23 protein-coding genes are annotated in these 26,735 nt (G+C 66.3%); 6 read left to right on the top strand and 17 right to left on the bottom strand.

The window, feature by feature from the left end; all coding sequences use genetic code 11:
* Nucleotides 1-46 precede the first annotated feature (46 nt).
* On the top strand, nucleotides 47-1,747 hold the full coding sequence (locus LL236_RS07820) for a long-chain-fatty-acid--CoA ligase (RefSeq protein ID WP_228178238.1): 1,701 nt from the start codon (nucleotides 47-49) through the stop codon (nucleotides 1,745-1,747).
* Nucleotides 1,748-1,758: 11 nt separating this feature from the next.
* Here LL236_RS07820 and LL236_RS07815 read toward each other — a convergent pair whose 3' ends face one another.
* The 4 genes from LL236_RS07815 to LL236_RS07800 all read right to left on the bottom strand — a co-directional run bounded on the left by LL236_RS07815 (nucleotide 1,759) and on the right by LL236_RS07800 (nucleotide 6,990).
* Nucleotides 1,759-2,247, bottom strand: coding sequence for a DUF4262 domain-containing protein (locus tag LL236_RS07815; protein WP_228178176.1), 489 nt, complete (start codon nucleotides 2,245-2,247; stop codon nucleotides 1,759-1,761).
* 71 nt (nucleotides 2,248-2,318) lie between these two features.
* Nucleotides 2,319-4,610, bottom strand: coding sequence for an NAD-dependent DNA ligase LigA (ligA, locus tag LL236_RS07810; protein WP_228178237.1), 2,292 nt, complete (start codon nucleotides 4,608-4,610; stop codon nucleotides 2,319-2,321).
* 85 nt (nucleotides 4,611-4,695) lie between these two features.
* Entirely contained in the window at nucleotides 4,696-5,793 is a 1,098-nt protein-coding gene (gene mnmA, locus LL236_RS07805; protein WP_228178175.1) for a tRNA 2-thiouridine(34) synthase MnmA, read from the bottom strand.
* Nucleotides 5,794-5,802: 9 nt separating this feature from the next.
* On the bottom strand, nucleotides 5,803-6,990 hold the full coding sequence (locus tag LL236_RS07800) for a cysteine desulfurase family protein (protein WP_228178174.1): 1,188 nt from the start codon (nucleotides 6,988-6,990) through the stop codon (nucleotides 5,803-5,805).
* 131 nt (nucleotides 6,991-7,121) lie between these two features.
* Here LL236_RS07800 and glgX point away from each other — a divergent pair, with 131 nt between their 5' ends.
* The 3 genes from glgX (at nucleotide 7,122) to glgB (ending at nucleotide 13,515) form a co-directional block, all read left to right on the top strand.
* Nucleotides 7,122-9,185, top strand: a complete 2,064-nt coding sequence (gene glgX / locus LL236_RS07795; RefSeq protein ID WP_228178236.1) for a glycogen debranching protein GlgX — start codon at nucleotides 7,122-7,124, stop codon at nucleotides 9,183-9,185.
* Nucleotides 9,186-9,388: 203 nt separating this feature from the next.
* Nucleotides 9,389-11,350 carry a maltotransferase domain-containing protein gene (locus LL236_RS07790; RefSeq protein ID WP_228178235.1) on the top strand — a complete coding sequence of 654 codons (1,962 nt, stop codon included), beginning with the start codon at nucleotides 9,389-9,391 and terminating at the stop codon, nucleotides 11,348-11,350.
* Nucleotides 11,347-13,515 carry a 1,4-alpha-glucan branching protein GlgB gene (gene glgB / locus LL236_RS07785; protein WP_228178173.1) on the top strand — a complete coding sequence of 723 codons (2,169 nt, stop codon included), beginning with the start codon at nucleotides 11,347-11,349 and terminating at the stop codon, nucleotides 13,513-13,515. Before LL236_RS07790 ends, glgB begins: the two co-directional genes overlap by 4 nt.
* Nucleotides 13,516-13,548: 33 nt before the next feature.
* On the opposite strand, the gene LL236_RS07780 is transcribed toward glgB, so the two are convergent.
* Both LL236_RS07780 and LL236_RS07775 read right to left on the bottom strand, forming a co-directional pair.
* On the bottom strand, nucleotides 13,549-14,499 hold the full coding sequence (locus LL236_RS07780; RefSeq protein ID WP_228178172.1) for a tetratricopeptide repeat protein: 951 nt from the start codon (nucleotides 14,497-14,499) through the stop codon (nucleotides 13,549-13,551).
* Nucleotides 14,496-16,367 carry a glycosyl transferase gene (locus LL236_RS07775; RefSeq protein WP_228178171.1) on the bottom strand — a complete coding sequence of 624 codons (1,872 nt, stop codon included), beginning with the start codon at nucleotides 16,365-16,367 and terminating at the stop codon, nucleotides 14,496-14,498. Before LL236_RS07775 ends, LL236_RS07780 begins: the two co-directional genes overlap by 4 nt.
* A 166-nt stretch (nucleotides 16,368-16,533) precedes the next feature.
* Here LL236_RS07775 and LL236_RS07770 point away from each other — a divergent pair, with 166 nt between their 5' ends.
* Nucleotides 16,534-17,598, top strand: coding sequence for an AI-2E family transporter (locus LL236_RS07770; protein WP_228178170.1), 1,065 nt, complete (start codon nucleotides 16,534-16,536; stop codon nucleotides 17,596-17,598).
* Between the two features lie 3 nt (nucleotides 17,599-17,601).
* On the opposite strand, the gene LL236_RS07765 is transcribed toward LL236_RS07770, so the two are convergent.
* The 9 genes from LL236_RS07765 to rpsB all read right to left on the bottom strand — a co-directional run bounded on the left by LL236_RS07765 (nucleotide 17,602) and on the right by rpsB (nucleotide 24,256).
* Complete coding sequence (locus tag LL236_RS07765) at nucleotides 17,602-18,330, bottom strand: alpha/beta hydrolase (protein ID WP_228178169.1); 729 nt, start codon at nucleotides 18,328-18,330, stop codon at nucleotides 17,602-17,604.
* A gap of 1 nt (nucleotide 18,331) precedes the next feature.
* The gene (locus LL236_RS07760) at nucleotides 18,332-18,616 is read right to left on the bottom strand and encodes a hypothetical protein (protein ID WP_228178168.1); all 285 of its coding nucleotides are present in this window, start codon (nucleotides 18,614-18,616) and stop codon (nucleotides 18,332-18,334) included.
* A gap of 9 nt (nucleotides 18,617-18,625) precedes the next feature.
* Complete coding sequence (locus LL236_RS07755; RefSeq protein WP_228178167.1) at nucleotides 18,626-19,318, bottom strand: transglycosylase SLT domain-containing protein; 693 nt, start codon at nucleotides 19,316-19,318, stop codon at nucleotides 18,626-18,628.
* 56 nt (nucleotides 19,319-19,374) lie between these two features.
* Nucleotides 19,375-19,965 carry a DivIVA domain-containing protein gene (locus LL236_RS07750; RefSeq protein ID WP_228178166.1) on the bottom strand — a complete coding sequence of 197 codons (591 nt, stop codon included), beginning with the start codon at nucleotides 19,963-19,965 and terminating at the stop codon, nucleotides 19,375-19,377.
* 37 nt (nucleotides 19,966-20,002) lie between these two features.
* Nucleotides 20,003-21,010, bottom strand: coding sequence for a phosphatidate cytidylyltransferase (locus LL236_RS07745; protein WP_228178165.1), 1,008 nt, complete (start codon nucleotides 21,008-21,010; stop codon nucleotides 20,003-20,005).
* Between the two features lie 8 nt (nucleotides 21,011-21,018).
* Entirely contained in the window at nucleotides 21,019-21,573 is a 555-nt protein-coding gene (frr, locus tag LL236_RS07740; protein ID WP_228178164.1) for a ribosome recycling factor, read from the bottom strand.
* A gap of 47 nt (nucleotides 21,574-21,620) precedes the next feature.
* Nucleotides 21,621-22,343, bottom strand: coding sequence for a UMP kinase (gene pyrH / locus LL236_RS07735; protein WP_228178163.1), 723 nt, complete (start codon nucleotides 22,341-22,343; stop codon nucleotides 21,621-21,623).
* Between the two features lie 86 nt (nucleotides 22,344-22,429).
* Nucleotides 22,430-23,257 (bottom strand): translation elongation factor Ts, encoded by an 828-nt coding sequence (gene tsf, locus LL236_RS07730; RefSeq protein ID WP_228178162.1) that lies wholly within the window; start codon nucleotides 23,255-23,257, stop codon nucleotides 22,430-22,432.
* A gap of 81 nt (nucleotides 23,258-23,338) precedes the next feature.
* Nucleotides 23,339-24,256, bottom strand: coding sequence for a 30S ribosomal protein S2 (rpsB, locus tag LL236_RS07725; RefSeq protein ID WP_228178161.1), 918 nt, complete (start codon nucleotides 24,254-24,256; stop codon nucleotides 23,339-23,341).
* A gap of 329 nt (nucleotides 24,257-24,585) precedes the next feature.
* Here rpsB and LL236_RS07720 point away from each other — a divergent pair, with 329 nt between their 5' ends.
* On the top strand, nucleotides 24,586-25,137 hold the full coding sequence (locus LL236_RS07720; RefSeq protein ID WP_228178160.1) for a murein hydrolase activator EnvC family protein: 552 nt from the start codon (nucleotides 24,586-24,588) through the stop codon (nucleotides 25,135-25,137).
* A 15-nt stretch (nucleotides 25,138-25,152) separates the two neighbouring features.
* Here LL236_RS07720 and LL236_RS07715 read toward each other — a convergent pair whose 3' ends face one another.
* Together LL236_RS07715 and LL236_RS07710 are read right to left on the bottom strand one after the other, a co-directional pair.
* Nucleotides 25,153-25,728, bottom strand: a complete 576-nt coding sequence (locus tag LL236_RS07715; RefSeq protein WP_228178159.1) for a hypothetical protein — start codon at nucleotides 25,726-25,728, stop codon at nucleotides 25,153-25,155.
* A gap of 60 nt (nucleotides 25,729-25,788) precedes the next feature.
* Nucleotides 25,789-26,688, bottom strand: coding sequence for a tyrosine recombinase XerC (locus tag LL236_RS07710; protein WP_228178158.1), 900 nt, complete (start codon nucleotides 26,686-26,688; stop codon nucleotides 25,789-25,791).
* Nucleotides 26,689-26,735: the final 47 nt, after the last annotated feature.

Genomic DNA, 26,735 nt, shown 5'->3' with positions numbered 1-26,735 from the left:
CCGGACCTTCAGGGGCGGCGCGCTCCCCCCTAGGCTGAATGCCGTGATGCAGTACGACCCGCCTCGCCCCTGGATCGCCAGCTACGCGGAGGGGGTCCCCGAGGACCTCGATCCGGTCAGCGGGTCACTCGTCGACATCGTTGCGACATCCGTCCGGGATTATCCCGATGCTCCCGCGCTGCAGTTCTTCGGACGTACGACGAGCTATCGGTCGCTCGACGAGCAGATCCAACGCGCTGCTGCCGCCTTGCACGCACACGGCGTCCGGGCAGGCGACCCGGTCGCGATCGTGCTGCCCAACTGCCCGCAGCACATCGTCGCGTTCTACGCGATCCTGCGCTTGGGAGCCGTTGTCGTCGAGCACAACCCTCTCTACACCCCGCGGGAACTGCGCAAGCAGTTCGAAGACCACGGCGCCAAGCACGCGATCGTGTGGAGCAAGGTCGTGCGCACCGTTCAGGAGTTCCCCCGCGATCTGCGTGTCGACACACTCATCTCGGTCGACATCACCAAGGCGATGCCCTGGACGATGCAGCTGGCACTCAAGCTCCCGATCGCCAAAGCACGCGAGGCGCGCACCGCCCTCACCGAGCGAGTCAGCGGTGCCGTCAGCTGGGATGACGTCGCGAGCCACGAGCCGCTGCCTGCCGCGCACCCGTCACCCTCCACCGACGATCTCGCCCTGATCCAATACACGAGCGGAACGACGGGCAACCCCAAGGGCGCGTCGCTGACACATCGCAACCTGCTCTCGAACGCTGCCCAGGCGCGGGCGTGGGTTCCCACGATCCAGCGCGGCGAAGGATGCGTCGTCTACGCCGTCCTGCCGATGTTCCATGCGTACGGACTGACGCTGTGTCTCACGTTCGCGATGTCAATGGGCGCCCGCCTGGTACTTTTCCCGCGGTTCGATCCCGACATGGTGCTCGAGGTCACGAAGAAGCATCCGGCGACCTTCTTGCCGCTCGTACCGCCGATCGCTGATCGACTCTTGAAGGAGTCTCAGCGCACGGGGATTTCGCTCGCGGGTACGGGCGTCGCGATCTCGGGAGCAATGGCACTCCCGCACGAACTCGTCGTGCCGTTCGAGGCCGAGACCGGCGGATACCTCGTCGAAGGTTACGGCCTCAGCGAGTGCTCCCCCGTACTGATGGCGAACCCCGTCGCCGACAACCGCGTCCCCGGCACCGTCGGTTTGCCTCTTCCGGGCACCGAGTGTCGCGTCGTCGACCCAGATGATCCGACGACGGACGTCGCGCAGGGCGAGCGTGGCGAACTGATCGTGCGTGGCCCCCAGGTCTTCTCTGGCTACTACGGGCGACCGGAAGAGACCGAGGAGGTCTTCGTCGACGGTTGGTTCCGCACCGGCGATATCGTCACAATCGACAACGCCGGGTTCGTGCGGATCGTCGACCGCATCAAGGAGCTCATCATCACAGGAGGCTTCAACGTCGCCCCGACCGAGGTCGAGGGAGTGCTGCGGCAGCATCCTGCCGTTGCCGATGTCGCGGTCGTCGGGATGCCGTCGGAGCACTCCGGTGAAGAGGTTGTCGCCGCTATCGTGCTCGAGTCCAGCGTCGAGGACATCGACGAGACCGCTATTCGCGAGTTCGCGCGCAGCATCCTCACCCCCTACAAGGTGCCGCGCCGAATCTTCGTCGTCGATGAGCTACCAAAGTCACTGATCGGAAAGGTCCTGCGGCGGCAGGTGCGCGCGAAGCTTCTGGAGCTCTCGGGCGAGGAGTAGGCCTCGCGGCATCAGGCTCGCCACTGCCCAGGCCGTGGTTGGATCCATGCGGGAATCGAGTACCCCACCTCGTCCGGAAAGTGGCCGTTGACATCGTCGTAGGTGAGTTGGAGAAGAGGAACCGAGAACGCGTCGGGTCGCTCGTAGAACCGATTGGCGGCGAAGGCGATCTCGCCCGGGTTGGGAACCGCCTCGACGCGGACGCGATGTTGCCACGCCTGGAAGCTCAGAATCTCGCCCGGAATGAGATCGGATCCGTCCCGGACACGCGCCGAGAGATCGTTGAGAACCGCTGCCGCAGTCTCGGGCCCCACGCCAAGAATCGCGAGCTCGGGATGACCGATCCCGTACAGACCAACCGTGTACGCGAACGGCGCGCGCTCAACGTGCCCGGCCCCACCGACGTACTGGATGTACGTGCCGTACTTTCGAATGGTCTCAACGGTGTGGCGATCTTCTTGGTCGAGCCATGCCTGCGTTGCGGCGTCCAGTGCACTCATGATCTTGTCCTCCCTCAGTGACCTTGATCATGAGATTAGAACAAACGTACGACACTCAGATTGGCGCCAGATTACTCCCCCAGCGCGGCTGGACCCTGCTCCACGAGGATGCGGAACTGGGCTGCATCGATAATCCGCACACCGAGCTCCTCCGCCTTCGCGAGCTTCGAGCCCGCGCCCGGGCCAGCAGCCACGAAATCCGTCTTCTTGGACACGCTCGAGGCAGCCTTGCCGCCAGCTGCCATGATCGCCTCTTGTGCGCCCTCGCGCGTGTAGCCCTCCAGGGTTCCGGTAGCCACAACCGTGACCCCCTCGAGCACGCCGCCCGAGACGACAGCAGCGCCAGGACCAGGATGGCCGGGGGTCGACAACTGCGCTCCGGCAGCCGCCCACCGCTCGACGATCTCCACGTGCCAGTCCACCTCGAACCAGTCGATGATCGCATCGGCGATGATCGGGCCGACGCCCTCGACCGCCGCGAGCTCCTCACGGGAAGCCGCACGAATCGCATCAATCGACCCGAACCACTGCGCCAGCGCGCGGGCAGCGACCGGGCCAACGTGACGGATGCTCAACGCGACGAGGAAGCGCCACAACTCCTTCGTCTTGGCGCGTTCGAGATTGTCGAGCAGCTCATACGCCGCCGCCGACAGAATGAAGTCGGCATCCCCATCGAACGGCCTCTCAGGATCGAACACGGGATCGGGTCGCGACGCTGTCGGCGCACGACCTTCCAGCGGAGCCCTGCGCTGACGACGGAACGGGCTGCGCGCATCCGGCTCACCGTCGGCATCGAGCCGAACAAGCCCCGTCTCGGCATCGCGCACCTCGACGTCGATTGGAAAAAGGTCCTCGGCACGCAGATCGAACAGCCCCGCCTCAGTGACCAGCGGCGGCACCTCGGGGCGCAACGGATGCGTCAGGGCGGCAGCTGACACCTCACCGAGCCCCTCGATATCGAGAGCGCCACGCGAACCAATGTGCTCGACCCGACCGCGAACCTGGGCCGGACACGATCGCGTGTTCGGGCATCGCAGATCGATGTCGCCCTCTTTGGCGGGGGCGAGCGGAGAGCCGCACTCGGGGCAGTGCGTCGGCATGATGAATGCGCGTTCGCTGCCGTCACGCAACTCGACGACCGGCCCGAGGACTTCGGGAATGACATCGCCGGCCTTGCGGATGACGATCGTGTCGCCAATGAGGACCCCCTTGGCCTTCACGACGTCCTGGTTGTGCAGCGTCGCCTGACGTACGACGCTGCCCGCGACACGCGCCGGTTCCATAACGGCGAACGGTGTCGCGCGGCCGGTTCGCCCGACCGAAACGACGATGTCGAGCAGCTTCGTGTTCACCTGCTCGGGCGGGTACTTGTACGCAATCGCCCACCGCGGCGCGCGGCTCGTCGCGCCCAGCTCGTCGTGCAAAGCCAACTCATCGACTTTCACGACGACACCGTCGATCTCGTGCTCGACATCGTGACGGTGTTCGCCGTAGTGGCGGATGTAATCGGCGGCGGCATCGACTGACTCTGCGACCGTGAAGTACCGACTCACCGGCAAACCCCACGACTCCAGCAGCCCATAGACCTCGCTCTGGGTCGCTACCGGAGGATTCGGCCAGGCGCCGATGCCATGGACGGTCAGCCGCAGCCGCGAGAGCCGTTCGTGCATCGCCTCGAGCTGGCGCTCGTTCTTGCCCTCGCGCTTCTGCCGGAGCGACCCGGATGCCGCGTTCCGCGGATTCGCGAACAGGCGATCTCCCATCGACTCCTGGTAGGCGTTGAGCGACTCGAAGTCAGCCACGGTGAAGAACACCTCACCACGCACCTCGACAAGCTCAGGATGTCCCGTCCCGGCAAGCGCGGTCGGGATACCGGCCACGTCCCGGACGTTCTCGGTCACGTCCTCTCCGACGCGTCCGTCGCCCCGCGTGGCAGCCGACACGAGCCGCCCGTGCTCGTAGCGCAACGACAGGGCGAGACCGTCGATCTTGAGCTCACACAGGTAACGAACTGAGCCGCCGACGTCACGCTGCACGCGTGCAGCCCAGGCCCGGAATTCCTCGTCGCTGAAGACATTGTCGAGGCTCAGCATCCGCTCGGCATGCTCGACCGGCGAAAACAGCGTGCCTGATGCTGCCCCGACCGAGAGTGTCGGCGAATCCTGCCCCTGAACTTCGGGATGCAGTCGCTCGAGGGCCTCCAGCCGCTGCATCCACGTGTCGTACGTGGCGTCGTCGACGATGACCTCGTCACGCCCGTAGTACGCCCCGCGGGCATCGACAATGAGGTCAGTGAGGCGCGAAGCCTCCGCCCGAGCATCGTCGAGACTGAGCCGCGCGAGCTCCGCATCCGGGATCGTCACAGATGCAGGGGAAACGTCGTTCGTGGCCACGAGTGCAGTTTAGGCACCACCCACGACACGGCAGGCCGACACAGGATGCCGCTGCTCACGCCTCGATGGGAACAGCCGACCTCGTGCGATCGATCGTGAACTGGCCGATGACGCGCGTGCCGTCGTAGAGCACCGCTGTCTGCCCGGTAGCGACCCCGTCGAGGGGCTCATCGGGCGTGACCACGACCTCGCCGTCGAGGATCTCTGCTCGCGCGGGAACCGGATCGGCGTGGGCGCGGATCTGTACGTCGCACGCGAAGGATGCCGCATCCGGCGCCCGCCCCGCCCAGGTCACCCGTGATCCGGCGATCTCGGCGGTCGCGAGAGCCTCCTTCGGCCCGACGACCACCGTGTTGGTCACGGGTCGGATCTCGAGAACGAACCGCGGCTTGCCATCAGAAGCCGGAGTGCCGAGTGCGAGCCCGCGGCGCTGACCGACCGTGTAGGCGTGGGCACCATCGTGAGTGCCCACCTGGGCGCCGGAACGATCGACGATAGGCCCTTCAGCGACCCCGACGCGCTCAGCCAGCCACCCCTTCGTGTCGCCGTCGGGAATGAAGCAGATGTCGTGGCTGTCGGGCTTGTGCGCAACGGTCAGGCCCCGCTCCTCCGCCTCGGCGCGCACGACAGCCTTCGACGGGGTCGAACCGAGCGGGAACAGGCAGTGCGCGAGCTGGTCAGCGTCGAGCACGCCAAGCACATACGACTGGTCTTTCGCCGCATCCGACGCCCGGTGCAGCTCACGGCCCTCCGGCGTCTCGACGAGGGTCGCGTAATGGCCGGTGCAGACGGCATCGAAGCCGAGCTCGATCGCGCGCTCCAACAGCGCTGCGAACTTGATCTTCTCGTTGCAGCGCATGCACGGGTTCGGCGTGCGCCCGGCCCGGTACTCGGCGATGAAATCGTCGATTACCTCGTCGCGGAACCGCTCCGAGAAGTCCCACACGTAGAACGGGATGCCCAGGCGATCGGCCGCGCGGCGAGCATCCATCGCGTCCTCGATCGTGCAACAGCCGCGGCTGCCCGTTCGCAGCGTCCCTCCGGCGCGCGAAAGCGCGAGATGCACCCCGACGACCTCGTGGCCGGCATCCACAGCGCGCGCCGCGGCGACGGCAGAGTCGACTCCGCCACTCATGGCCGCAAGAACACGCATGGTCCCAGTCTACGAGCGGCCATCTGTACGGGACCCGGATGCCGCCCGCGCCCGCTCTACCGCATCGGGAAGCACCCGCAGAACCGCGTCGATGTCGGCATCCGTCGTTGAGCGCCCCAGGGTGAACCGCAGCACCTCGCGCGCCTCCCGATCGCTTCGACCCATCGCGGTCACGACGTGGGAAGGCTCGGGAACACCCGCCTGACACGCAGACCCCGTCGACACCGAGACCCCGGCCATGTCGAGCAGGAAGAGAAGCGACTCCCCCGACGCCCCGGGAAAGAGGATGTGCGCATTCCCCGGCAGGCGGTCGACTGGATCACCGAGCAGCTCGGCTGCCGGGACCGTGGCCAGTGCGCCAGCGATCAGCCGATCGCGCATCCCCGACAAGCGCGCCGACTCTTCGGCAAGCTCCCCGACCGCGAGCTCGGCAGCTACCGCGAAGGCCGCCGCTCCAGCGATGTCCTGGGTCCCCGAGCGCAGTCCGCGCTGTTGACCACCGCCGTGCAGCAGCGGGTCCAGTCGGGCAGACCGGGCGACCACGAGAGCGCCAACCCCGATCGGTCCGCCGACCTTGTGCGCTGACAGGCTCATGGCGAGGAGCCCGGCTCCGGGGCGAGCATCGCCTCGCAGCTGGGCGAAAGACACCGGCACATGTCCGAACGCCGCGATGGCGTCCAGATGCAGCGGCACGCGCTCGGAGGCTGCGGCCCGGGCGAGAGCGGCAACCGGGTTGACCGTGCCCACTTCGTTGTTGGCGACAAGCGCCGTTGCCAGAGCGGCCCCAGGGAGAGCCGCCGCGAACTCGGCAGCGTCGATGGCTCCCCGGGTTGTGAGTGGCACACTCCGGATGCCGGCACCATCGCGCCTCGCGATCCAGTCCACGGGGTCGATGGAGGCGTGATGCTCACCGTCAGGCAGGACGATGTCGGAGGTGCCGGCGCGACGGGTCTGCCAGAGCCCTTTCAGGGCGAGATTCACGGCTTCGGTCCCACCGGAAGTGATCACGATCTCGATCGGGTCGCAACCCACCGCCGCAGCGAGCCGTTCACGAGCATCCTCCAGGACTCGCCGCGCACTCTGGCCATTCGCGTGGATCGACGACGCATTGCCGACGACCGACGCCGCTTGCAGCCAGGCCTCGCGCGCCTCAGGACGCAGCGGCGTCGAGGCCGCATGGTCGAGGTAGATGCTCACGCACTCCACTGTGCCACTGCCCCGGGGTCGTGGGCCGCCGACGCCTGCGGCAGACGCGTCTGCGGCATGTACCGCGTCGTTATGCTCTACGCATGCCGATCCCCGAGTCAGCTGTACTTTCGCGCGCCGACATGACCGACGCCGGTCTCCTGTCGCCGCGGTTCGACGACCTCGGTGTCCGGCTGCATGACGGTGGCGGCACGCTGCGGGTCTGGTCAGCGCACGCATCCTCGATCGACCTCCTGATCTTCGACAACGACGACCTGGACTGGGTCATCGAGACTGTTCCGCTGGCGCGCACCGACGGTGACATCTGGTCGGCGTATGCGGCGGGGCTGCGCCCGGGAACCCATTACGCGATCCAGGTGGATGGACCGCAGGGCCCCGGGAACACGTTCAATCCCTCAACGCTGCTCATCGACCCCTACGCACGGGGCCTCGCATGCAATGGCTTCCGCGGATGGCGATCGGTGGTCGTCGCCGGCGATTTCGACTGGTGCGGCGCGCGCAAACCCCTCGTGCCTCTGGACCGGACGGTCATCTACGAGGGTCACGTCAAGGGGATGACCAAGCGTCATCCCGAGGTTCCCCCTGCCCTGCACGGCACCTACGCGGGACTTGCGCACCCGGCGATGATCGAGCACTTCACCGCGCTCGGGGTCACCAGCATTGAGCTGCTTCCGGTCCACCAGTTCGCGAGCGAGCCCCGCCTGCTCGAGCTGGGCCTCACGAACTACTGGGGCTACAACACCGTCGGCTTTTTCGCTCCCCATGCCGCCTATGCGACCGAAGAGAACCGGCGCCAGGGTCCGGAAGCGGTGCTGCGGGAGTTCAAGGGCATGGTCAAGCTCCTGCACGAGGCCGGCCTGGAAGTCATCCTCGACGTCGTCTACAACCACACATCCGAGGCCGAGCTCGGTGGCCCGCGCTCGAGCTTCCGGGGCATCGACAACCGGGGCTACTACCGTCAGCACGCCGACGGCGCCTACATCGACGTCACAGGCTGCGGAAACAGCGTCGATACCGCCACGGATGCCGCCTCCCGCCTGGTCCTCGACTCGCTGCGGTATTGGGCCAACGACGTGCAGGTCGACGGTTTCCGCTTTGATCTCGCCACGACGCTCGGGCGTGACCGCGAGCACACCTTCACCCCCGAGCATCCGTTGCTTCGAGCGATCATCGACGATCCCGCGCTTGCGGATGTCAAGAAGATCGCCGAGCCGTGGGACGTCGGGATGGGTGGCTGGCAGACAGGCAACTTCGGTCCGGGCTGGATGGAATGGAACGACCGCTACCGTGACCGCGTGCGCAACTTCTGGCTCAGCGATGTCGACTACGGTCGTCGCGCCGCGACAGCGCCCGTGGGGGTCGGCGGGTTCGCGACCCGCCTTGCGGGCTCGTCGAACACCTTCAGCGCCGAACGTGGTCCGCTTGCGAGCGTCAACTTCGTGACAGCACACGACGGCTTCACGCTCCACGACCTGGTGTCGTACGACGTCAAACACAACACGGCAAACGGCGAACACAATCGTGATGGCGCCGACACGAACAGGTCGTTCAACCATGGGGCCGAGGGCGAGACTGACGACCCGCTCATCCTGGCTACGCGGCGCCGCGCTATGCGCAATCTGATGGGCACCCTCCTGCTCTCCGCGGGAGTCCCGATGATCACTGCAGGTGATGAGTTCGGACGCACGCAGCATGGCAACAACAACGCCTACTGCCACGACGGGCCGCTGACCTGGTTGCCGTGGGAGCATGCGCCGTGGCAGGCGAACCTCTTCGCCCACGTCCAGCGCCTCTTGACTCTGCGCGCGCAGAACCCCGCGCTGCGTCCGAGCAGGTTCGCGCGCGATGACCAGGAGACGCCCTCAGCGTCGGTCATGGACTGGTACGACGAGCACGGCGAGATGATGTCGGGCGCGCGGTGGGCCGATCCGACGCACCGCACGCTGCAGTACCTCGCGACCTCGACTCCCGAGCTCGAGGCACCCAACCGGATTCTTCTCGTCGTGCACGGCACCGAGCGTCCGGTTACCGTGCTTCTGCCACGGGTCGAGGGGGTCGCGCGATATCGAGCGGTCTGGTCGAGCGAGGACGAGCATCCGTCGGACGACATCACCGCCCACGAGCCCGCGTCATCCGTCGAGCTCGGTCCGACATCGATGCGCCTGTTCGTAGCCGACCCGGCCTGAGCCTCTTCCAGGGGCGCATTGTTGCGGACGGCGCGCCCCCTGTCCACACCTGTTCCCGCTGGCGGTGCGCGGGGTAGGTTCGAAACGTGGCAACCAGCAGACGCTCCCCCGTTCCTCGGCCGTGGCGAAGCGCCACCGCGATCCCGGTGCGCCCCGCCTCGCCGCTCGCGCCGGCCGCTGACGCCGCCATGGGACGCATCCCCATGGTCCGGCCGAGGCCTGACACCCCCGACGCGGCCTATAGCCCGAGCGCCTTTCACGGCGAGGCTGTCGCGTTCGGCGTCACGGCCTTCCGCGAGGGCCACGATCGCATCGGCGTTCACCTGCGCCTGACCTCACCGTCGGGCGACGAGTCGCTGCATCGCCTGGACCCTGCGGGGGACGGATTCGACCGCTGGTGGACGAACGTTGCGCTCCTTGAGGAGGGAACCTGGACGTTCCACTTCGAGTCCTTCGCTGACGACTTCGCCACCTGGCACCACGCGGCCCACGTCAAAGTGCTCGCCGGTGTCGATGTCCCCCTCATGCTGGAGATGGGGGCGCTGCTGTGCGAACGCGGCGCTGCCGAACGCGATCGACCGGCAGCCGAGCGCCGCATGCTCACCGAGATGGCAGAGCAGTTCCGCGCGGATGCCGGCACCGAGCCGCTCAGCCTTATTGACGATCCGCGTCTGGAGGCAGCGTTCACGGCTCGCCCGCTGCAGTCCCTCGTGACCGTGGGCAGCGACCGCGACTTGCTCGTCGAACGCGAACGGGCAGGCGTGGGCGCCTGGTACGAGTTCTTCCCCCGGTCCGAAGGGGCAAAACTCCGCAAAGACGGCACCGTCAAGAGCGGTACGTTTCGCACTGCCAGCAAGCGGCTTCCCGCGGTTGCACGGATGGGTTTCGACGTCGTGTACCTGCCGCCGATCCATCCGATCGGGCGCACGAATCGCAAGGGCCCGAACAACTCGCTGACCCCCGGTCCGGGCGATCCGGGCTCGCCGTGGGCGATCGGCGCGGCAGAGGGCGGACATGATGCCGTCCATCCTGATCTCGGCACTCTCGCCGACTTCCGTGCGTTCGTGCGGGCAGCTGCCGCCGAAGGGCTCGAGGTTGCGCTCGACCTCGCGCTGCAGGCGTCCCCGGATCATCCGTGGGTGACAAGCCACCCGGAGTGGTTCACGACGCTCCCCGACGGGTCCATCGCGTACGCCGAGAACCCCCCGAAGAAGTATCAGGACATCTATCCGATCAACTTCGACAACGATCCCGAGGGAATCCGCGCCGAGGTGTTGCGGATCGTGCGCCACTGGATTGCGCAGGGCGTCCGCATCTTCCGCGTCGACAACCCGCACACCAAGCCGCTCCAGTTCTGGGAGTGGTTGATCCGCGAGGTGAACGCCGAGCGCCCGGATGTCGTCTTCCTGGCCGAGGCGTTCACCCGCCCCGCTCCGCTCCAGGGGCTTGCAATGGCGGGGTTCCAACAGAGCTACACCTACTTCACCTGGCGCAACACGAAGGAGGAGCTCGAGGAGTTCCTCTCCTCGCTTGCCCACGAGACCGCGGACTACCTTCGGCCCAACCTCTTCGTGAACACCCCCGATATCCTCACCGAATACCTCCAGTACGGCGGCCACGCGGCGTACGTCATCCGTGCCGCGATCGCCGCCACGGCTGCGCCGGTCTACGGCGTGTATGCGGGTTATGAACTGTTCGAGAATGTCGCCCGGCCAGGTTCCGAAGAGAACATCGACAACGAGAAGTATGAGTACAAGTTCCGCGACTGGGAGGCGATCGACGCGGCGGGCTCATCCCTCGCGCCGTTCCTGACCCGCCTCAACGAGATCCGCCGGGATCACCCGGCACTGCGTCAGTTGCGAAACCTCACGGTCCACTGGAGCGACGACGACGCGATCCTCGTCTATTCGAAGCACCTGGATGCCGCCCTCTCGCCGACGGGCGAATCCGACACGATCCTCGTCGTGGTGAACGTCGACCCCCATTCGGTGCGCGAGACCACGGTCCACCTCGACACTCGCGTGTGGGGCGTCGAACCGGGTGAGGCCTTCGGGGTCACCGACCTCATCACCGGGGCCCAGTGGACCTGGACAGACCACAACTACGTGCGGCTCGACGCCTTCCGCGAGCCCGTGCACATCCTGCGGATTGAGGGACAGCGATGACTACGATCGACCCCGCCACACTCGACGCCGTCGCGCACGGCAGCCATCACGACCCCCACAGCGTTCTCGGCATCCATCCCGCCGGCAAGAACACGTGGGTCATCCGGACCCGCCGACCGCTCGCCGCGACGGTCACCGCCGTATTCGATGGCGGCAAACGCGTGCGGCTGGAGCATGTCGCGGCAGGCATCTGGGAGGGCACGGTCACCGGACCGATTGGTTCCTACCGGATCGACGCGACGTACGACGACGGACCCGACTACCGGGACGACGATCCCTATCGGCACTCCCCCACCATCGGCGAACTGGACCTCCATCTGATCCGCGAGGGACGCCACGAGCGGCTCTGGGACGTCCTGGGCTCACACGTTCGAACCCACGAAGACAGCCATGGCACATCCTTCGCCGTCTGGGCGCCGAACGCCCGCGCAGTTCGGGTCGTCGGCAACTTCAACGGGTGGGACGGCGCAGCCCACGCGATGCGCTCGATGGGTGGCTCCGGGGTCTGGGAGTTGTTCATCCCCGCTGTCGATGAGGGAGCGGTCTACAAGTACGAGATCCAGGGACCGGACGGGCAGTGGCGGCTGAAGGCCGACCCGCTGGCCCGACTCGCGGAGGTTCCCCCCGCTACCGGGTCGGTCGTCACCGCGTCGTCGTACCGATGGCAGGACTCGGCCTGGATTTCACGACGTTCCAAGAGTCGCCCGGTGACCGAGCCCATGTCGATCTACGAGGTCCACCTCGGCTCGTGGCGCCCCGGCTTGTCGTACCGCGACGCAGCCGACCCTCTGATCGAACACGTGAGCGCGCTTGGCTTCACCCACGTGGAGTTCCTCCCCCTCGCGGAGCATCCGTTCGGCGGATCCTGGGGCTATCAGGTCACGGGTTACTTCGCACCCACGAGCAGATTCGGCAGCCCCGACGACCTCAAGTACCTGATCGACCGGCTGCACCAGGCCGGCATCGGCGTCATCATGGACTGGGTTCCCGGACACTTCCCGAAGGACGAGTTCGCACTCGCGAAGTTCGACGGCAGGGCCCTCTACGAGCACCCGGACCCCCGTCGCGGCGAGCACAAGGACTGGGGAACGCTCATCTTCGACTACGGACGCAACGAGGTCCGCAACTTCCTGGTCGCCAACGCGCTGTACTGGTACGACGAGTTCCACGTCGACGGACTGCGCGTGGATGCCGTCGCCTCGATGCTCTACCTCGATTACTCGCGCAACGCTGGCGAGTGGGAACCGAACATCCACGGCGGTCGGGAGAACCTCGAGGCCATTCGGTTCCTGCAGGAGGTCAATGCGACGTGCTACAAGACGTTCCCGGGCATCAGCATGATGGCCGAGGAATCGACGAGCTTCCCCGGTGTGACCGCGCCCACCGACCACGCCGGGCTCGGTTTCGGGTTCAAGTGGAACATGGGCTGGATGAACGACAGTCTCGAATACATCAAGCGAGATCCCCTGTACCGCTCCTACCATCAGGGTGAGCTGAGCTTCTCGTTCGTGTACGCATTCAGCGAGAATTACGTGCTTCCGATCAGCCACGACGAGGTAGTGCACGGCAAGGGAAGTCTGTTCTCTCGGATGCCGGGCGATCATGCTGCCAAGCTCGCGAACATGCGGGCGTACCTCGCCTACATGTGGGCGCACCCCGGCAAGCAGCTGCTTTTCATGGGGCAAGAGTTCGGGCAGATGGCGGAGTGGTCTGAATCGCGCGGGCTCGACTGGTGGACGCTAGACCAGCCGACCCACCGACAGCTCCAGGACTTCGTCGGTGCTGTCAACGGCACGTACCGCGCCAACCCACCCCTGTGGAGTCGCGACAACGACGGGTCTGCGTTCTCGCGCATCGGCGCTCCCTCATGGAACCCGAGTGTGCTCGCCTTCACCCGACGGGACTGGGACGGCAACATCGTCGCCGCAGTGTGCAACTTCTCGGGGTCCACGCTCTCGAACTACGCGCTCGACCTTCCCCACAGCGGAGTCTGGCGCGAGATCCTCAACACCGACGCGCAGGACTACGGCGGCGCAGGCGTCGGCAACCTCGGGATGGTTGTTGCAGGCGAGGACGGCAGAGCGTCAATGGTGCTGCCCGCGACGAGCGTCATCTGGCTGCGCTACGACCCGCAGGCCCGGGTGCCCTCCACTATCCGCGACTGACGCAGGGCAATTCGCCCTTCCGGGCGCCCACTGTCAGAACAGCAGCGACGCGAGGCGACTGCGCGACCGGATGACGCGCGGGTCGTCGTCGCCCACGATGCCGAACAGCTCAAGCAGCCGCTCCCGCACTGGCGCGCGATCATCGTCGGGCAACGCCGCGAACAGATCGAGCAATCGATCAAAGGCGTCCTCAACGTGACCACCCGCAAGATCGAGGTCGGCGACCAGCAGCTGAGCGTCGACATCAGTCGGAGCAGCCGCAGCCGCTGCGCGCGCGGCCTGGAGGTCGGCATCCTGGACCCGAGAGAGCAGCCGCACCTGGGCGAGCCCCGCCCGCGCGTCGGCGTCGCGCGGGTTCTCAGCGAGCGCGCGCTCGTACGCAGAGATCGCCGCCGCATAGTCGCCGGACTCGATCGCAGCGAACGCCTCGGCGTGAAGCGGCGGCATCGCGGGCTCGGCAGCAGCACCCTCTTCATCAGCAGCGTCGGCGTCGCCTGAGCCGACTGAGCCGGTGACGCCGTTCTGCGCGGCAAGCTGCAGCAACTGGGCGAACACCTCGCGCACCTGCTGTTCGGGAACGGCGCCGGTGAACAACGGCACAGCCTGACCGCCGACCAGGGCCACGACCATTGGAATCGACTGGGCGCGGAACGCCTGAGCAAGCTGCGGGTTGGCGTCGACGTCGACCTTTGCCAGAACCAACCGGCCCGCATGCTCCGTGACAACGCGCTCGAGGACGGGGCTGAGCTGCTTGCACGGCCCGCACCATTCGGCCCACAGGTCCACGACGACAGGCACCGTCTTGGACAGCTCAAGAACCTCGGGGAACATCGCGTCTGTGACGTCGATCACCAGCCGCGCCGTGTTTCCCCCCGCGGGGGCGCCAGCAGCAGGCTCACTCGGGGATGCCGCTGCCGGGCGGTTGCGCAGGGCTGACAGGTCGACGGCGCCCCGGAGAGGAACGTTGGAGCCGGGAAGTGTCACAGCACAGAGCCTTTCAAAATCGAACTCGAGTACCCCAGAAGCCGGATCGGTTCGTTCGATCCCTTTTCCGGAACATAGAAGAAGAGCTGGTCGCTGAAGGTCGTCGAGAACCCGGATGCCGACTGGTCCGCGCCCGAAAGAGTCTTGACCGTCGCATTGTTGTCCAGCTTGATGACGGCGTCTTCGTTGGTCGGCTTGACGGTGTCGGTCTCGGCGATGCTTACCGCGACGATCGCGCCGCTCTCGAGCGTGGCGATCGCGAACGGAGGGAACTCACCGGCGGCGGCGCTGAAGGTCAGACTGCCGGTTTCGGCTCCGGTCTCGTTGAAGTCGTCGAGACGTTCCTTGCGGTCGGCGACGACTCCCGCACGGAAGAGGTCGCTCTGCTCGTCGAACATCCCCGCGAACTCCGACTCATCGCCCTTGTCGAGCACATCGGCGTACGCGGAGGCGAGCTCGTCAGGCGGCAGCAACAGGAACGGCGAATCCGGGGCGAGCTGGCTGGCGCCGATGTAGGAGGGGGCGAGCTCGGGCATCAGCGTATTGCCACCGAGGTTGCCGATATAGCTCAGCTTGTAGGGAGTCCACGGGTCTGCCTGGGTCAGCACCATGATGCTCGACGTGTTGGCCTCGTCATCCGTGACGATCGCCAGGAACGAACGCGGCCAGCCGTTATAGGCCTGCGGCAGCACGACCTCGACGGGCTTGCCGGGAACTGCCGTCGGCATCGCATAATCGGCGATGGCCTCCCTCAGTGTGTAGTTCGTCTTGCGCTCTGCCAGAAGCGCACCGTCGAGCCGGGTCGCTGCGAGGTCAGCATCCTTAGCCTCATCGGCCTGCGCCACCGTCTGAGCCACCTGCTCGACGATCCGCTCGGCCTGCTGCTTGGTGACGGCTGGAGCCTGCTGGCCCTCCGGCACGATGACCGACGCGGTCGGGCTCGGCGTCTCGGTCGGCACCAGCTGCGGCCACGCGTCAGACGTGCAGCCAGAGAGCAGGCCGACCGTGACCGCCGCAACGGGGAGAGCAATGAACGTCTTTCGTCCGCGCCCGAGCGCCCGCCGTGGCTTGCTGGCACTGATGACGCCCTTGTCAGACTCCGCGACAGACAGATCAATCGGCTCCGTCACCGGCACGGGCAGACCCTTGCGGCGCGGACCCCGCGAACGGCGCACGTGACGGATGCCGAGGACGTAGAGCACAACGCCGACCGCCATCAGGATGCCGCCACCGACGATCAGGGGTCCAGCCCAGGGCGTGGAGTTCTCGATCGGCCAGGTGACACTCACCGTCGTCGGGGCAGGTTCTGTTCCATCCGAGGCGATGATGACGCTCATGTCGGCTGGAAGCTGCAGCGGCGCGATGACGAGGTCTTCCTGCTGGTACTCATCCAGCCAGAGATCGGACCCTGCCGGGTTCCGCCCCGGAATAGCTTCCTCCTCGGTGCCCTGATCGGTCGCGGCATCCCCCGCCGCTGCCCCGTCCTCGGTCGGGGCGTCGGTTGCCGGCGTGGCGGTGGGGTCGACGGTCGGTTCGGGCTCAGGAGTCGGCTCGATCTCCTCGGTAACGAGCGAGCCGTCCTCGGTCTGCACTACCTGGTTGTAGGTGGTGTCAGCAAGCCATGCCTGCACGTCGGCAGTTCTGCCGTAAGCGGCGAAGACAGAGCCATCCCCCAGCACCCGCAGCGTCTGGGACCCGGGGTTCGCGGTCAGCACGGCGCCGTCGATGACCAGATACGGCTCGTCTTGGGTGATCGAAACATCGGCTGTCGTCGACCGTGGGCCCTGGAAGATCGTCCGCTGGGCGATTCCCGCCCCGATCATCACGGTCGCCAGAACCAGCGCGACCACAGCCCATACGAAACGCACGAAAAACCTTCCTCGGCGCACGGACGTCGACGCACGCCGAAAACTCGACATTTCAGACTAGCGAACATGTCCTGAAAGTCCCCAGGGAGGCGATGCATCACCGACTAGGCCCCGGCTATGCGTATTCTGATCGCCAGGCGGGTCACGCCTGAGAGAACGAGGTCCCGTGAAGCTGCAGAACCCCTTCCGCGTCGCATTCGTCGCGACCCTCGGCGTGGGTCTCGGACTCCTGCTCATCGCGAGCGTGCAGACGTTGTCGACGATCCTGCTTTATGTGGGCACAGCGCTGTTTCTCGCGCTCGGCCTGGAACCGATGGTTTCGTGGCTGATCCGCCGTCGCGTACCGCGGTGGGCGGCGGTACTCGTCACGATCGTCGTCGTGTTGGGCGTCTTCGCCGGCGTCATCCTGATGGTGCTCCCGATCATCGTGGAACAGATCACGCAGTTCGTCGTCGAGGTCACCCGCATTCTGCAGAACCCCTCGTGGCCGGATGAGCTCCAAACGTGGCTCGAGTCGGTGTTCCCCATGCTCAGATGGGATGACATCTTCGCCTACATCCTGCAGTGGCTCCAGGGACTGGACTTCGCGTCGATCGGCGGGTCGATCGGTGGCAACATCCTCGCTATCGGTGCCACCATCGCAAGTGGCCTCTTCGGCGCCTTCATCGTGCTGATCCTGACGATCTACTTCACGGCATCCATCCCCTCGCTCAAGAAGGCCGTGTACCAACTGGTCGCGGCATCCAAGCGTCAGCGGTTCGTCGACCTCGCCGAACAGATCACCAATTCGGTCGGCTATTACGTGATCGGCCAGGTCAGCCTGGGTGTCATCAACGGCATCCTGAGTTGGATTTTCCTCAGCATCATCGATGCGCCGTTCCCCGCGGTCCTCGCGGTGGTGGCGCTACTGTTCTCGCTGATCCCGCTCGTGGGAACGCTCACCGGGTCGACGATTATCGTGCTGACCTGCCTGATCCCGGGTCTCGGCTCGCCGACGATAGCCCTCATCGCGGCGATCTACTACCTCATCTACATGCAGCTCGAGGCGTACGTCATCTCGCCTCGAATCATGAGTCGCGCCGTCGCGATTCCCGGAGCGGTCGTGGTGGTCGCGGCACTCGCGGGAGGATCGCTTCTTGGGCTCCTCGGCGCCCTGATCGCGATCCCGGCAGCGGCGAGCGTCTTGATCATCTACCGGCAGGTCGTGATCCCGCGCCAGAACGAGCGCTGAGCCTCAGGCGGGCTCGCCGAGCTCGCCGTCCCACTCCGTCGGCAACGGCAGGGCATCCGGGTTGATCGCAGCGACGATCTCGGTGAGCACCGTCCTGGTCTGGTTCTCCCCCACCCACAGGTGGCGTCCGCCCTCAACCGGAATGAGCGTGGCGTGCGGGATCGCCGAGAAACGCTTGGCCGCCTCGTCGGGCCGCAGGAAGTCATCGAACTCGGGGACAAGAACAATGATGGGCCGCGGGTCTTCTGCCCAGCCCGCCAGTTCATCCTCGGTGGTTCGGTGCAGCGGCGGTGACAGCAGCACGATTCCTTCGACGTCGTGGTCGGCGGCGTACTTCAGCGCCAGCTCCGTCCCGAAGGACCAGCCGACGATCCACGGACGCGGCAGTCCCCGTTCGGCGACGAACGACATTGCCGCAGCGACATCCCACCGCTCGGAGTCACCACCGTCGAAAGAGCCGTCGCTGGTCCCCCGCGGCGACGTCGTCCCGCGTGTGTTGAATCGGAGCACGGCAAGATCGGCCAGGGCGGGCAGGCGCGCCGCCGCCTTGCGGAAGATGTGCGAGTCCATGAATCCACCAGCCGTCGGCAGCGGATGCAGCGTGACGAGCGTGGCGTGGGGGGTGCGCTCGGCAGGCACGGCGAGTTCACCGACCAGAGTCAGTCCGTCTTGCGTGTGAAGCTCGATCTCTTGCCGGCGAGCGGGAAGAAGCATCGGTCCGCGAATCTCCATGTCAGCTGATCCTCCAGCAGTGTGAGTGCCAATGTCGGCGAGCCGCGAGATCGGCAGCGTCCCCGAGGACGCCATCTGCGCGCCACGCGACGATGTGGGCGGTGCCCGGCTCGATAGGGCGAACGCATCCGGGGCACGCATACGACTTCGTCGCCTGCGCCGCCGATACCGGCTGAACCGTCCACTCCACGCCGCGGCGTACCTCGGTTCGCTTCCAGCCGGCGATCAGGCGTTCGAGGCCGTCATCGCCGGCAGGCTCGGGTCGACGACGATGGGATCGTGGCATCTTCGACGGTCACCACCAGTGGTTGTTGACCCAGAAGTTGTACGCGCCGGCCCAGCTGCCATAGCGTCCCACGGCATAGCCGTTGGCCCACCGCAGATTGTCGACCGGGTTGTAGCCGCTTCCGGGAACCTTGCTGCACGGCAGAGCCTGAACCAGACCGCAGGCTCCCGACCGCCGGTTCGTCGCGTTGGGATTCCACCCGCTCTCCCGTGAGACGACGTAATCGACGTAGCCCCAGTCGCTCTCGGGAATCCCGGCCGCCGACATCCACTCGGCCGGCGAACCACCGCCCGAGTAGAACAACGGTGCTGCTGCGCCGCCTCCACCACCGCTGGATGCCACGACGGGAGTGGGCTTGGGCTTGACGTACACCTCGTAGCCACCGCGATCTGGATCAAAAGCGACAGGCTCGGCATCCGTGTCTATGACCAGTGACTGCGCGTCGACGATCGAACTCGCGTACAGCGAGACAGGCTCGGGCGTGTCGTCCTCGGCCGTCGCGAAAGCCATTCCGCTCGGGCCGGCGTTAGCCGCAACAAAGCCCAGTGCCGCGAAAGCAGCGAAGACCGCGAGCACGCCGCGGCGCTTCGACCAGTGTCCGACAGGGGCTGCAGCTGCCCGGGGCGGCACGCTGGAACGCCGCGGGGCGAGCTCACTGCTCGCGCGCGCGGTTACGTCGGCGCCACGGCGTTCATCAGTCACAATGACCCGATTCTACCGAGGCGAAGCCACGGGTTCGCCTCGAGCGACGCGCGGGTTCACTCGACAGCGAGCATGATCTCGACGACAGCGTCCAGGACGGCATCAACTTGCACTTCGCGGTAGCCGCCCCGCTGCATGCGGAAGGCGACCCCACGAACCTGCTCGATGGTCGCGCCGCTCCCGGTCTCGAGATACCGAGCGAGCTTGTTCATGACGAAGTCGACCTCGTCGATCCGGTACCCGTATCGGAGAGCTCCGGTCCGCTGGAAGCGACGGCGAGAAGGTCGTTGCAGGCGGTCGAGCACCGTCTGGGCGTCTCGCCGCGTCCGCGCGATCCAGACATCCGTCCCCACCCGGGCGATGGCGGCGTCGCGTTCCCGACGAGCGAAGGCGTCCTCGATACGGGTCAGCGCGGCATCCACGCTCGTGATTTCGTATCCGCGGCGCGCGAGCGGAAAAGCAGCAGCCCGAATCTGACCCGACGTCATCGACGGGTGTCCCGGAGCCTCAAAGGCATCACGCGCGTGCGAGAGGAAGCTGTCGACCGCGGCGCGCTCATAGCCCTTCACTCGGCCACGCGTGACGGGAAACAGCGCACGAGCCGGTTCGGGGACAGCGGGCGCTGCCGATTCCGGAGAAGAAGTCATTGTCATTCGGTTGCCAGCCTCACGCTGCTACGCCACATCATGATGCCACCAACGGCGAGAACAGGTAGTACAGGGCCAGCGCCGCTGTTGCCGACGGGAGGATCGAATCGAGCCGGTCGAGGACTCCCCCGTGTCCGGGCAGCCATGAACTCATGTCTTTGATGCCGAGGTCTCGCTTCACCATCGACTCACCGAGGTCGCCGGTTGTCGCCGTACCGAGGATCACAGCACCCAGAATCGCACCAGCCCACCAGGGAATGCCCAGCATGAAGATACCGAGCAGGATGCCCGCAGCAACGGCGCCGACGACAGCGCCCGCGAAGCCCTCCCACGTCTTGTTCGGACTGATCCGCGGCGCCATCGGATGCTTCCCGAAGGTGAGTCCGGAAGCGTAGGCGGCGGTGTCAGCGACAACGGCGACCGCGATGAACGCGATGATCCACCACTCACCGGCATCCTGACGCAGCAACACCATCGCCATGCTCGCGAGGAACGGAACGTAGAACACCACGAAAGTGCCGGCGAGTACGTCGCTCGTGACGGCGGAATATCGCCGGCCGTCGGCAGCAGCCATCTGGGCGATCAATCGCCAGACGACGACGAAAGCCAACGCAGCGAACAGCGCCACCCAGTGCAGCCACAGCTCAAGGAACGCCCCCGAGAGAAGCACCACGGCTGCAGCAACGATCTGGGGCGCGAGATCGATACGGCGATCCGAGCCCGCCAGCGCACGCGAGAACTCGACAACGCCGAGAACGACGACGCCCAGAGCCAAGAAGATGAAGACCCACTTGATGAAGATCAGCGACAGGAGCGCGACAGCCCCGATACCCACGCCGATGAGGATCGCGAGGATCAGGTCCCTGCCAGTACGCTTCTTGATGCGCTCGTTGGCCTCTTCGAACTCCGCGCGCGCGTGTGCCACATGCTGCTCGAACTCGGTTCGCGCGGTGCGCATCTGCGCCTGGAGGCCGGGGCCGGCCTCCTCCGTAGCTTCCCCGGCGGATTCGCCAGGGACGCGCGCATCGGAACGGTCATCGGTCATGTCGACCGTTACACCTCGAGAAGCTCAGCTTCTTTGCGCTTGAGCGCCTCGTCGATCTGGTCGACGTGGGCGCGCGTGAGCGCATCGAGCTCTTTCTCGGCGCGAGCAAGCTCGTCTTCACCGATGTCGCTCTTGAGGGCGTCGAGGTCATCCTTGGCCTTGCGCCGGATGCCGCGCACGTGCACCTTGGCGTCCTCGGCCTTCGCGCGCACGAGCTTCACGAACTCCTTGCGGCGCTCTTCGGTGAGCTCTGGCATCGTGACACGAACGATCATGCCGTCGTTGGTCGGGTTGGCGCCGAGGTTGGGAGCATCCCGGATGGCCTGCTCGATCGCCTTGAGCGCGGACTTGTCGTAGGGGTTGATAACAAGCGTGCGCGCCTCAGGGTTGTTCAGCGAGGCAAGCTGAGCAAGCGGGGTCGGCGAACCGTAGTAGTCGACCATGATCCGCTGGAACAACTGCGGGTTGGCGCGTCCCGTGCGTACGGTCGCGAAGTCATCCTTCGCGGCCTCCACTGCACGATCCATGCGGGTTCCGGCATCGGTCAAAACATCCGCGATCACGGCGACTCCTTACTGCGTGTGACCTGCATAGTCTAGTCGGCAGGCTTTCAGCCGACCGTGACGACAGTGCCGATGGATTCGCCGAGAAGAGCGCGTGTGACGTTGCCCTCGGGCTCCATACCGAACACGCGCATGTCCATGCCGTTGTCCATGCACAGGCTGAAGGCCGTCGAATCCACGACCTTCAAGCCACGCTGCAACGCGTCGAGATACGTGATCCGGTCGATGCGGGTCGCAGTGGGATCCTTGCGCGGATCGGCAGTGTAAACGCCGTCGACGCCGTTCTTCGCGACGAGAACCTCGCTCGCGCCGATCTCGAGCGCGCGCTGAGCGGCGACGGTATCGGTCGAGAAGTAGGGAAGGCCCGCGCCCGCTCCGAAGATGACGACGCGCCCCTTCTCCATGTGCCGTTCTGCGCGACGGGGGATGTATGGCTCGGCCACCTGGGTCATCGAGATCGCCGACTGGACGCGCGTTGCGGCTCCCGCCTGCTCGAGGAAGTCCTGCAGCGCGAGTGCGTTCATGACGGTGCCGAGCATCCCCATGTAGTCCGCGCGACCTCGGTCCATTCCCCGCTGGCTGAGCTCCGCGCCGCGGAAGAAGTTACCGCCGCCAACGACGACGGCGATCTCTACCTCGTCGACCGCCGCAGCGATCTCGCGTGCCATTTGGCTGACGACATCCGGGTTGACCCCCAGCTGCCCTCCCCCGAACGCTTCCCCCGAAAGCTTGAGCAGGACGCGTCGGCGCCCCGTCGATTCATCCGCCACGTACGTCTCCTCTTGTCGCCTACAACCTACCGAAGCACATCAGAAAGGGCCCGCACTGGATGGTGCGGACCCTTTCGACATGATGCTTACGCGCCGACCTTGAACCGAGCGAAGTCGGTGAGCGTGAGGCCAGCGTCCTTCGCAACCTGGGCGACCGAGAGCTTGTTGTCTCGGGCGTAGTCCTGGTCGAGCAGAGCGACCTGCTTGAAGAAGGCGTTCACGCGGCCCTCGACGATCTTCGGAAGGGCAGCCTCGGGCTTGCCCTCGTTGCGAGAGATCTCGGTGACGATCTCGCGCTCCTTCTCGACGTCGGCCTCGGGGACATCGTCGCGGGACAGGTACGACGGGTTGGCGAAGGAGATGTGCTGCGCCAGCGCGCGAGCGGTCTCGGCGTCATCACCCGTGTAGGCCAACACAACACCCACCTGCGGCGGAAGGTCCTTGTTGGTCTTGTGCAGGTAGATTTCGAACTTCTCGCCCTCGAGCGTGCGCACCTGGCGCAGCTCGACCTTCTCTCCGATGATCGCTGCCTCGTCCGAGATGAGCTGGTCGACAGTTCCCGCGCCCGCGGATGCGGCCAGGGCCTCGTCGACCGAGTTCGCGCCGGCGGCTGCGGCAGCCTCGACGACCTTGTCGGCGAGGGCCACGAAGCGGTCGTTCTTCGCAACGAAGTCGGTCTCGCAGGCAAGCTCGATGAGGGTGACCTTGCCATCCAGTTCGCGGGCGGCGATGAGCCCCTCGCTCGTGGAACGGTCGGCACGCTTCGCGTTACCCTTCGCGCCCTTCAGGCGCAGGATCTCGACGGCCTTCTCGACGTCGCCGTCAGCCTCTTCGAGCGCCTTCTTGGTGTCGACCATTCCCGTGCCCAGCTGCTCGCGCAGCGCCTTGATGTCGGCGATCGTGAAGTTTGCCATGGGTGGCGGCTCCTTGTTCGTGGTGAGTTCTCGTGGATGCTCCGGTGGCGCGGTGGCGCCACCGGAGCGATGTCGATCGGCTTACTTGGACTCGGCGACGGCGTCAGCGTCAGTGTCAGCGGCGACGGTTTCCGCGTCACCGGCAACTGCCTCGTGCGCGGCGGCGCCGGCAGCGTCAGCCTCGGACTCGGTCGCAATGGTCTCGACCTCCGCGACGTCGGTGACGACGGGGGCGCCCTGCTCGAGAAGCTCGCGCTCCCACTCGGCGAGCGGCTCAGCAGCCTCAGCCTCGGCCTCGCCAGCGGGCTGGTGGCGCTGGATGAGACCGTCAGCGGCGGCATCCGCGATGATGCGGGTGAGCAGGCTCACCGAACGGATCGCGTCGTCGTTACCGGGAATCGGGTACTGGAACTCGTCAGGGTCGGCGTTGGTGTCGAGGATGCCGATAACGGGGATGCCGAGCTTCTTGGCCTCGTCGATTGCGAGGTGCTCGCGCTTGGCGTCGACGACCCAGATTGCCGACGGGGTCTTCTGCAGGTTGCGGATACCGCCGAGCGACTTGTGGAGCTTGTCGAGCTCGCGCTTCTTGATCAGCAGTTCCTTCTTGGTGAAGCCGCTCGCAGCCGGGTCGTCGTAGTTGAGCTCCTCGAGCTCCTTCATGCGCTGAAGTCGCTTGGAGACGGTGACGAAGTTGGTGAGGAGGCCACCGAGCCACCGCTGGTTGACGTAGGGCTGACCCACGCGGGTTGCCTGCTCGGCGATGACTTCCTGAGCCTGCTTCTTGGTGCCGACGAAGAGGATCGAGCCGCCGTGGGCGACGGTCTCCTTGACGAACTCGTAAGCCTTGTCGATGTAGGTCAGCGACTGCTGCAGGTCGATGATGTGGATGCCGCTGCGCTCAGTGAGGATGAAGCGCTTGACTTTCGGGTTCCACCGGCGGGTCTGGTGTCCGAAGTGCACGCCGCTGTCGAGCAGCTGGCGAATCGTAACGACGGCCATGGCCGTACTCCTTTGCTGACGCGAGTCCGCGTCTCTTACGGTTGATCTCGCCGGTCGGCGACCGACGATCCTGGCGCCCGACACGCTTCCGCTGTGCTCTGGTGAGCTCAGACCGATGGAAGTCGTGCCACCTGACTGATAGTCAGGCTGTGGGCACGCGAAGTCACCCCGAGATCGGGATGCCCTCCCAGTGTACCAGCGGTAGCCTGGCCCAGATACGTGAGAGGTCGGAGCGCTGGTTCCTCCCCAGGCCCGACGAACCCGGCGCCTGTCCCCGACGAGGCATCGGCCGCCCCTGGAGTGCTGAGGCGAACCGGATGCTCAATGGCATGTCAACCTTTCGTCATCTGCTGACCGCGGTTCTTGCCCTCACCGCTGCCGCTTCACTGGCAGCATCCGCACCCGCTTCCGCCGCGCCAGGGATCGCAGCGGAAGCAGCCGCGGTACGCTCAGCCGACCCTGCGCTGGTGGCGGATGACTGGGTCTGGCCCGTGTCGGGATTCCGCATCCTCACTGCCTACGTTGCACCGGCGCATCGCTACGGACCGGGTCACCGTGGCATCGACCTTGAGCTTTTCGGCGTGCGAACCATCCGTTCCCCCGCGGCCGGCTTCGTGCAGTTCAGCGGCCGCGTGGTCGATCGGGACCTCATCACGATTGACCACGGCAACGGGCTCGTGACGACACTGGAGCCCGTGACCTCTCCGCTGGTGGCAGGTGACCGCGTCGCGCGAGGCGAAGACGTCGGCATCGTGGGTGACGGCGGCCACACGCCCGCTGGCGGTGTGCACTTCGGCGTGCGATGGCATGGCGAGTACATCAACCCGATGGTGGTGCTGGGCGGCGTGCCCAGGGCAGTTCTGCTTCCCTGCTGCGCATGAGCGCGTGCGACCGGATCAGCCGAACACGTTCCTGCCGCCGTTGTCCTGAATCGTGCCGTACCCGGTCGCGCTGAAGGTGTTGTCGTTGCCGTTGACCGTGACGTCTCCGATGGCACCGTCAGCGTCGATACGCATACGGTCGCCGGCGATCTGCAGGGATCCGATCGCTCCGCTGACGAAGCTGTTGTCGTTACCTTCGATGCGCACATCACCCATGTCGCCGATCGTGACGCTGTTACCACTCCCCTGGAGTAGCACGGTGTCCGCGGACCCGGCGATCTGCGCGATGATCCGGTTGCCAGCAATCGTCACTTCGGCACAGTCTCCCGTGACAGCGAAGCTGACGTCGTTACCGGCGAGGACAGCTTTGCCGTTCACGCAGAGAGCATCCGGAGCCGGAGCTGGATCAACCGTGACTGTGGGCGCCGGCGTTGGGGCGAGCGTCTCCCACGTCGGCGAGGGCACGGGAGTCGCGGGCCCGCGGGTCGGGATCACGGTCGTGCGCGGTCCGGGTACCACGATGCATCCGGCGAGCGCGAGAGTCGTCGCGAGCGCCAGGGCGACACCGAGCGTGCGGCGCGGAGCATGCATGCGATAACCCTACGGCGAAGTGCGGATCGTCGGATACGCGGCGGTTGGTGCTCGTCGCGCCTACGCGCGGGGATGCGCGAGGCGATAGCTCGCGGTCAGTCGCTCGCTCGACACGTGGGTGTAGATCTGCGTGGTTCCGAGACTCGCGTGGCCGAGCATCTCCTGTACCGACCGCAGGTCAGCGCCACCATCGAGCAGATGCGTGGCGCCCGAGTGACGCAGCGCATGCGGGCCGATGTTGCCTCCCGTCACGACCCCGACGCGGCGTGCCACCACGTCATAGACGGTGCGGGAACCGATACGCGCACCGCGAGCTCCGAGAAAGAGCGCTCGACGAGCCGTATCGGATACGACCAGCGCAGGTCTGCCCCGCACGAGGTAGGCATCCAGTGCTCGTGCCGCGGCGCCCCCGTAGGGCACGACCCGCTCCTTGGACCCCTTACCCCACACGCGCGCAGTGTGTCGTCCGCCATCGAGATCGGTGAGATCCAGAGCGCACAGTTCCGACACCCGAAGCGCAGCGCCATAGAGGAGCTCAAGCATGGCGTGATCCCGGAGCTCGATCGGGTCGCCACCCGCGCGTGCCGACTGCCCGAGCTCATCGAGCAACTGCGCCAGGCCCTCGGCAGACGCAACCTTCGGGAGGGTCCGCCCCCGTTTTGGGGCCACAAGCCGCACTGCCGGATCCGTGCCGATGAGGTTCGCGTCCAACGCCCACGCGAAGAAGGTGCGCACCGAGGCTGCGCGCCGCGCGAGAGTGGATCGGGCGTCGCCCCGCTCGCTGGCACGCCACATCCAGTTCCGCAGCATCTCGAGATCAACGTCCTGGATTCGGGAGGGACCCACAGCGTCGGCCAGGTCGGCGAGATCCGACCGGTACGCGCGCACCGTTGCGGGAGACAGCCGGCGAACGTCGGCGACGTAGCGCAAGTACTGCTCGGCCGCCGCGGAGATCTCCATGCACACAGGATGCCTCAGCTGCTCGAACGGGACTGGAGCCCGCTGCG

This window comes from Microbacterium schleiferi (genome assembly GCF_020781975.1).
In the GTDB taxonomy this organism is placed as follows: domain Bacteria; phylum Actinomycetota; class Actinomycetes; order Actinomycetales; family Microbacteriaceae; genus Microbacterium.
The sequence above is the reverse complement of the archived record's forward strand: the minus strand, read 5'-3'. Positions and strand labels throughout refer to the sequence as shown.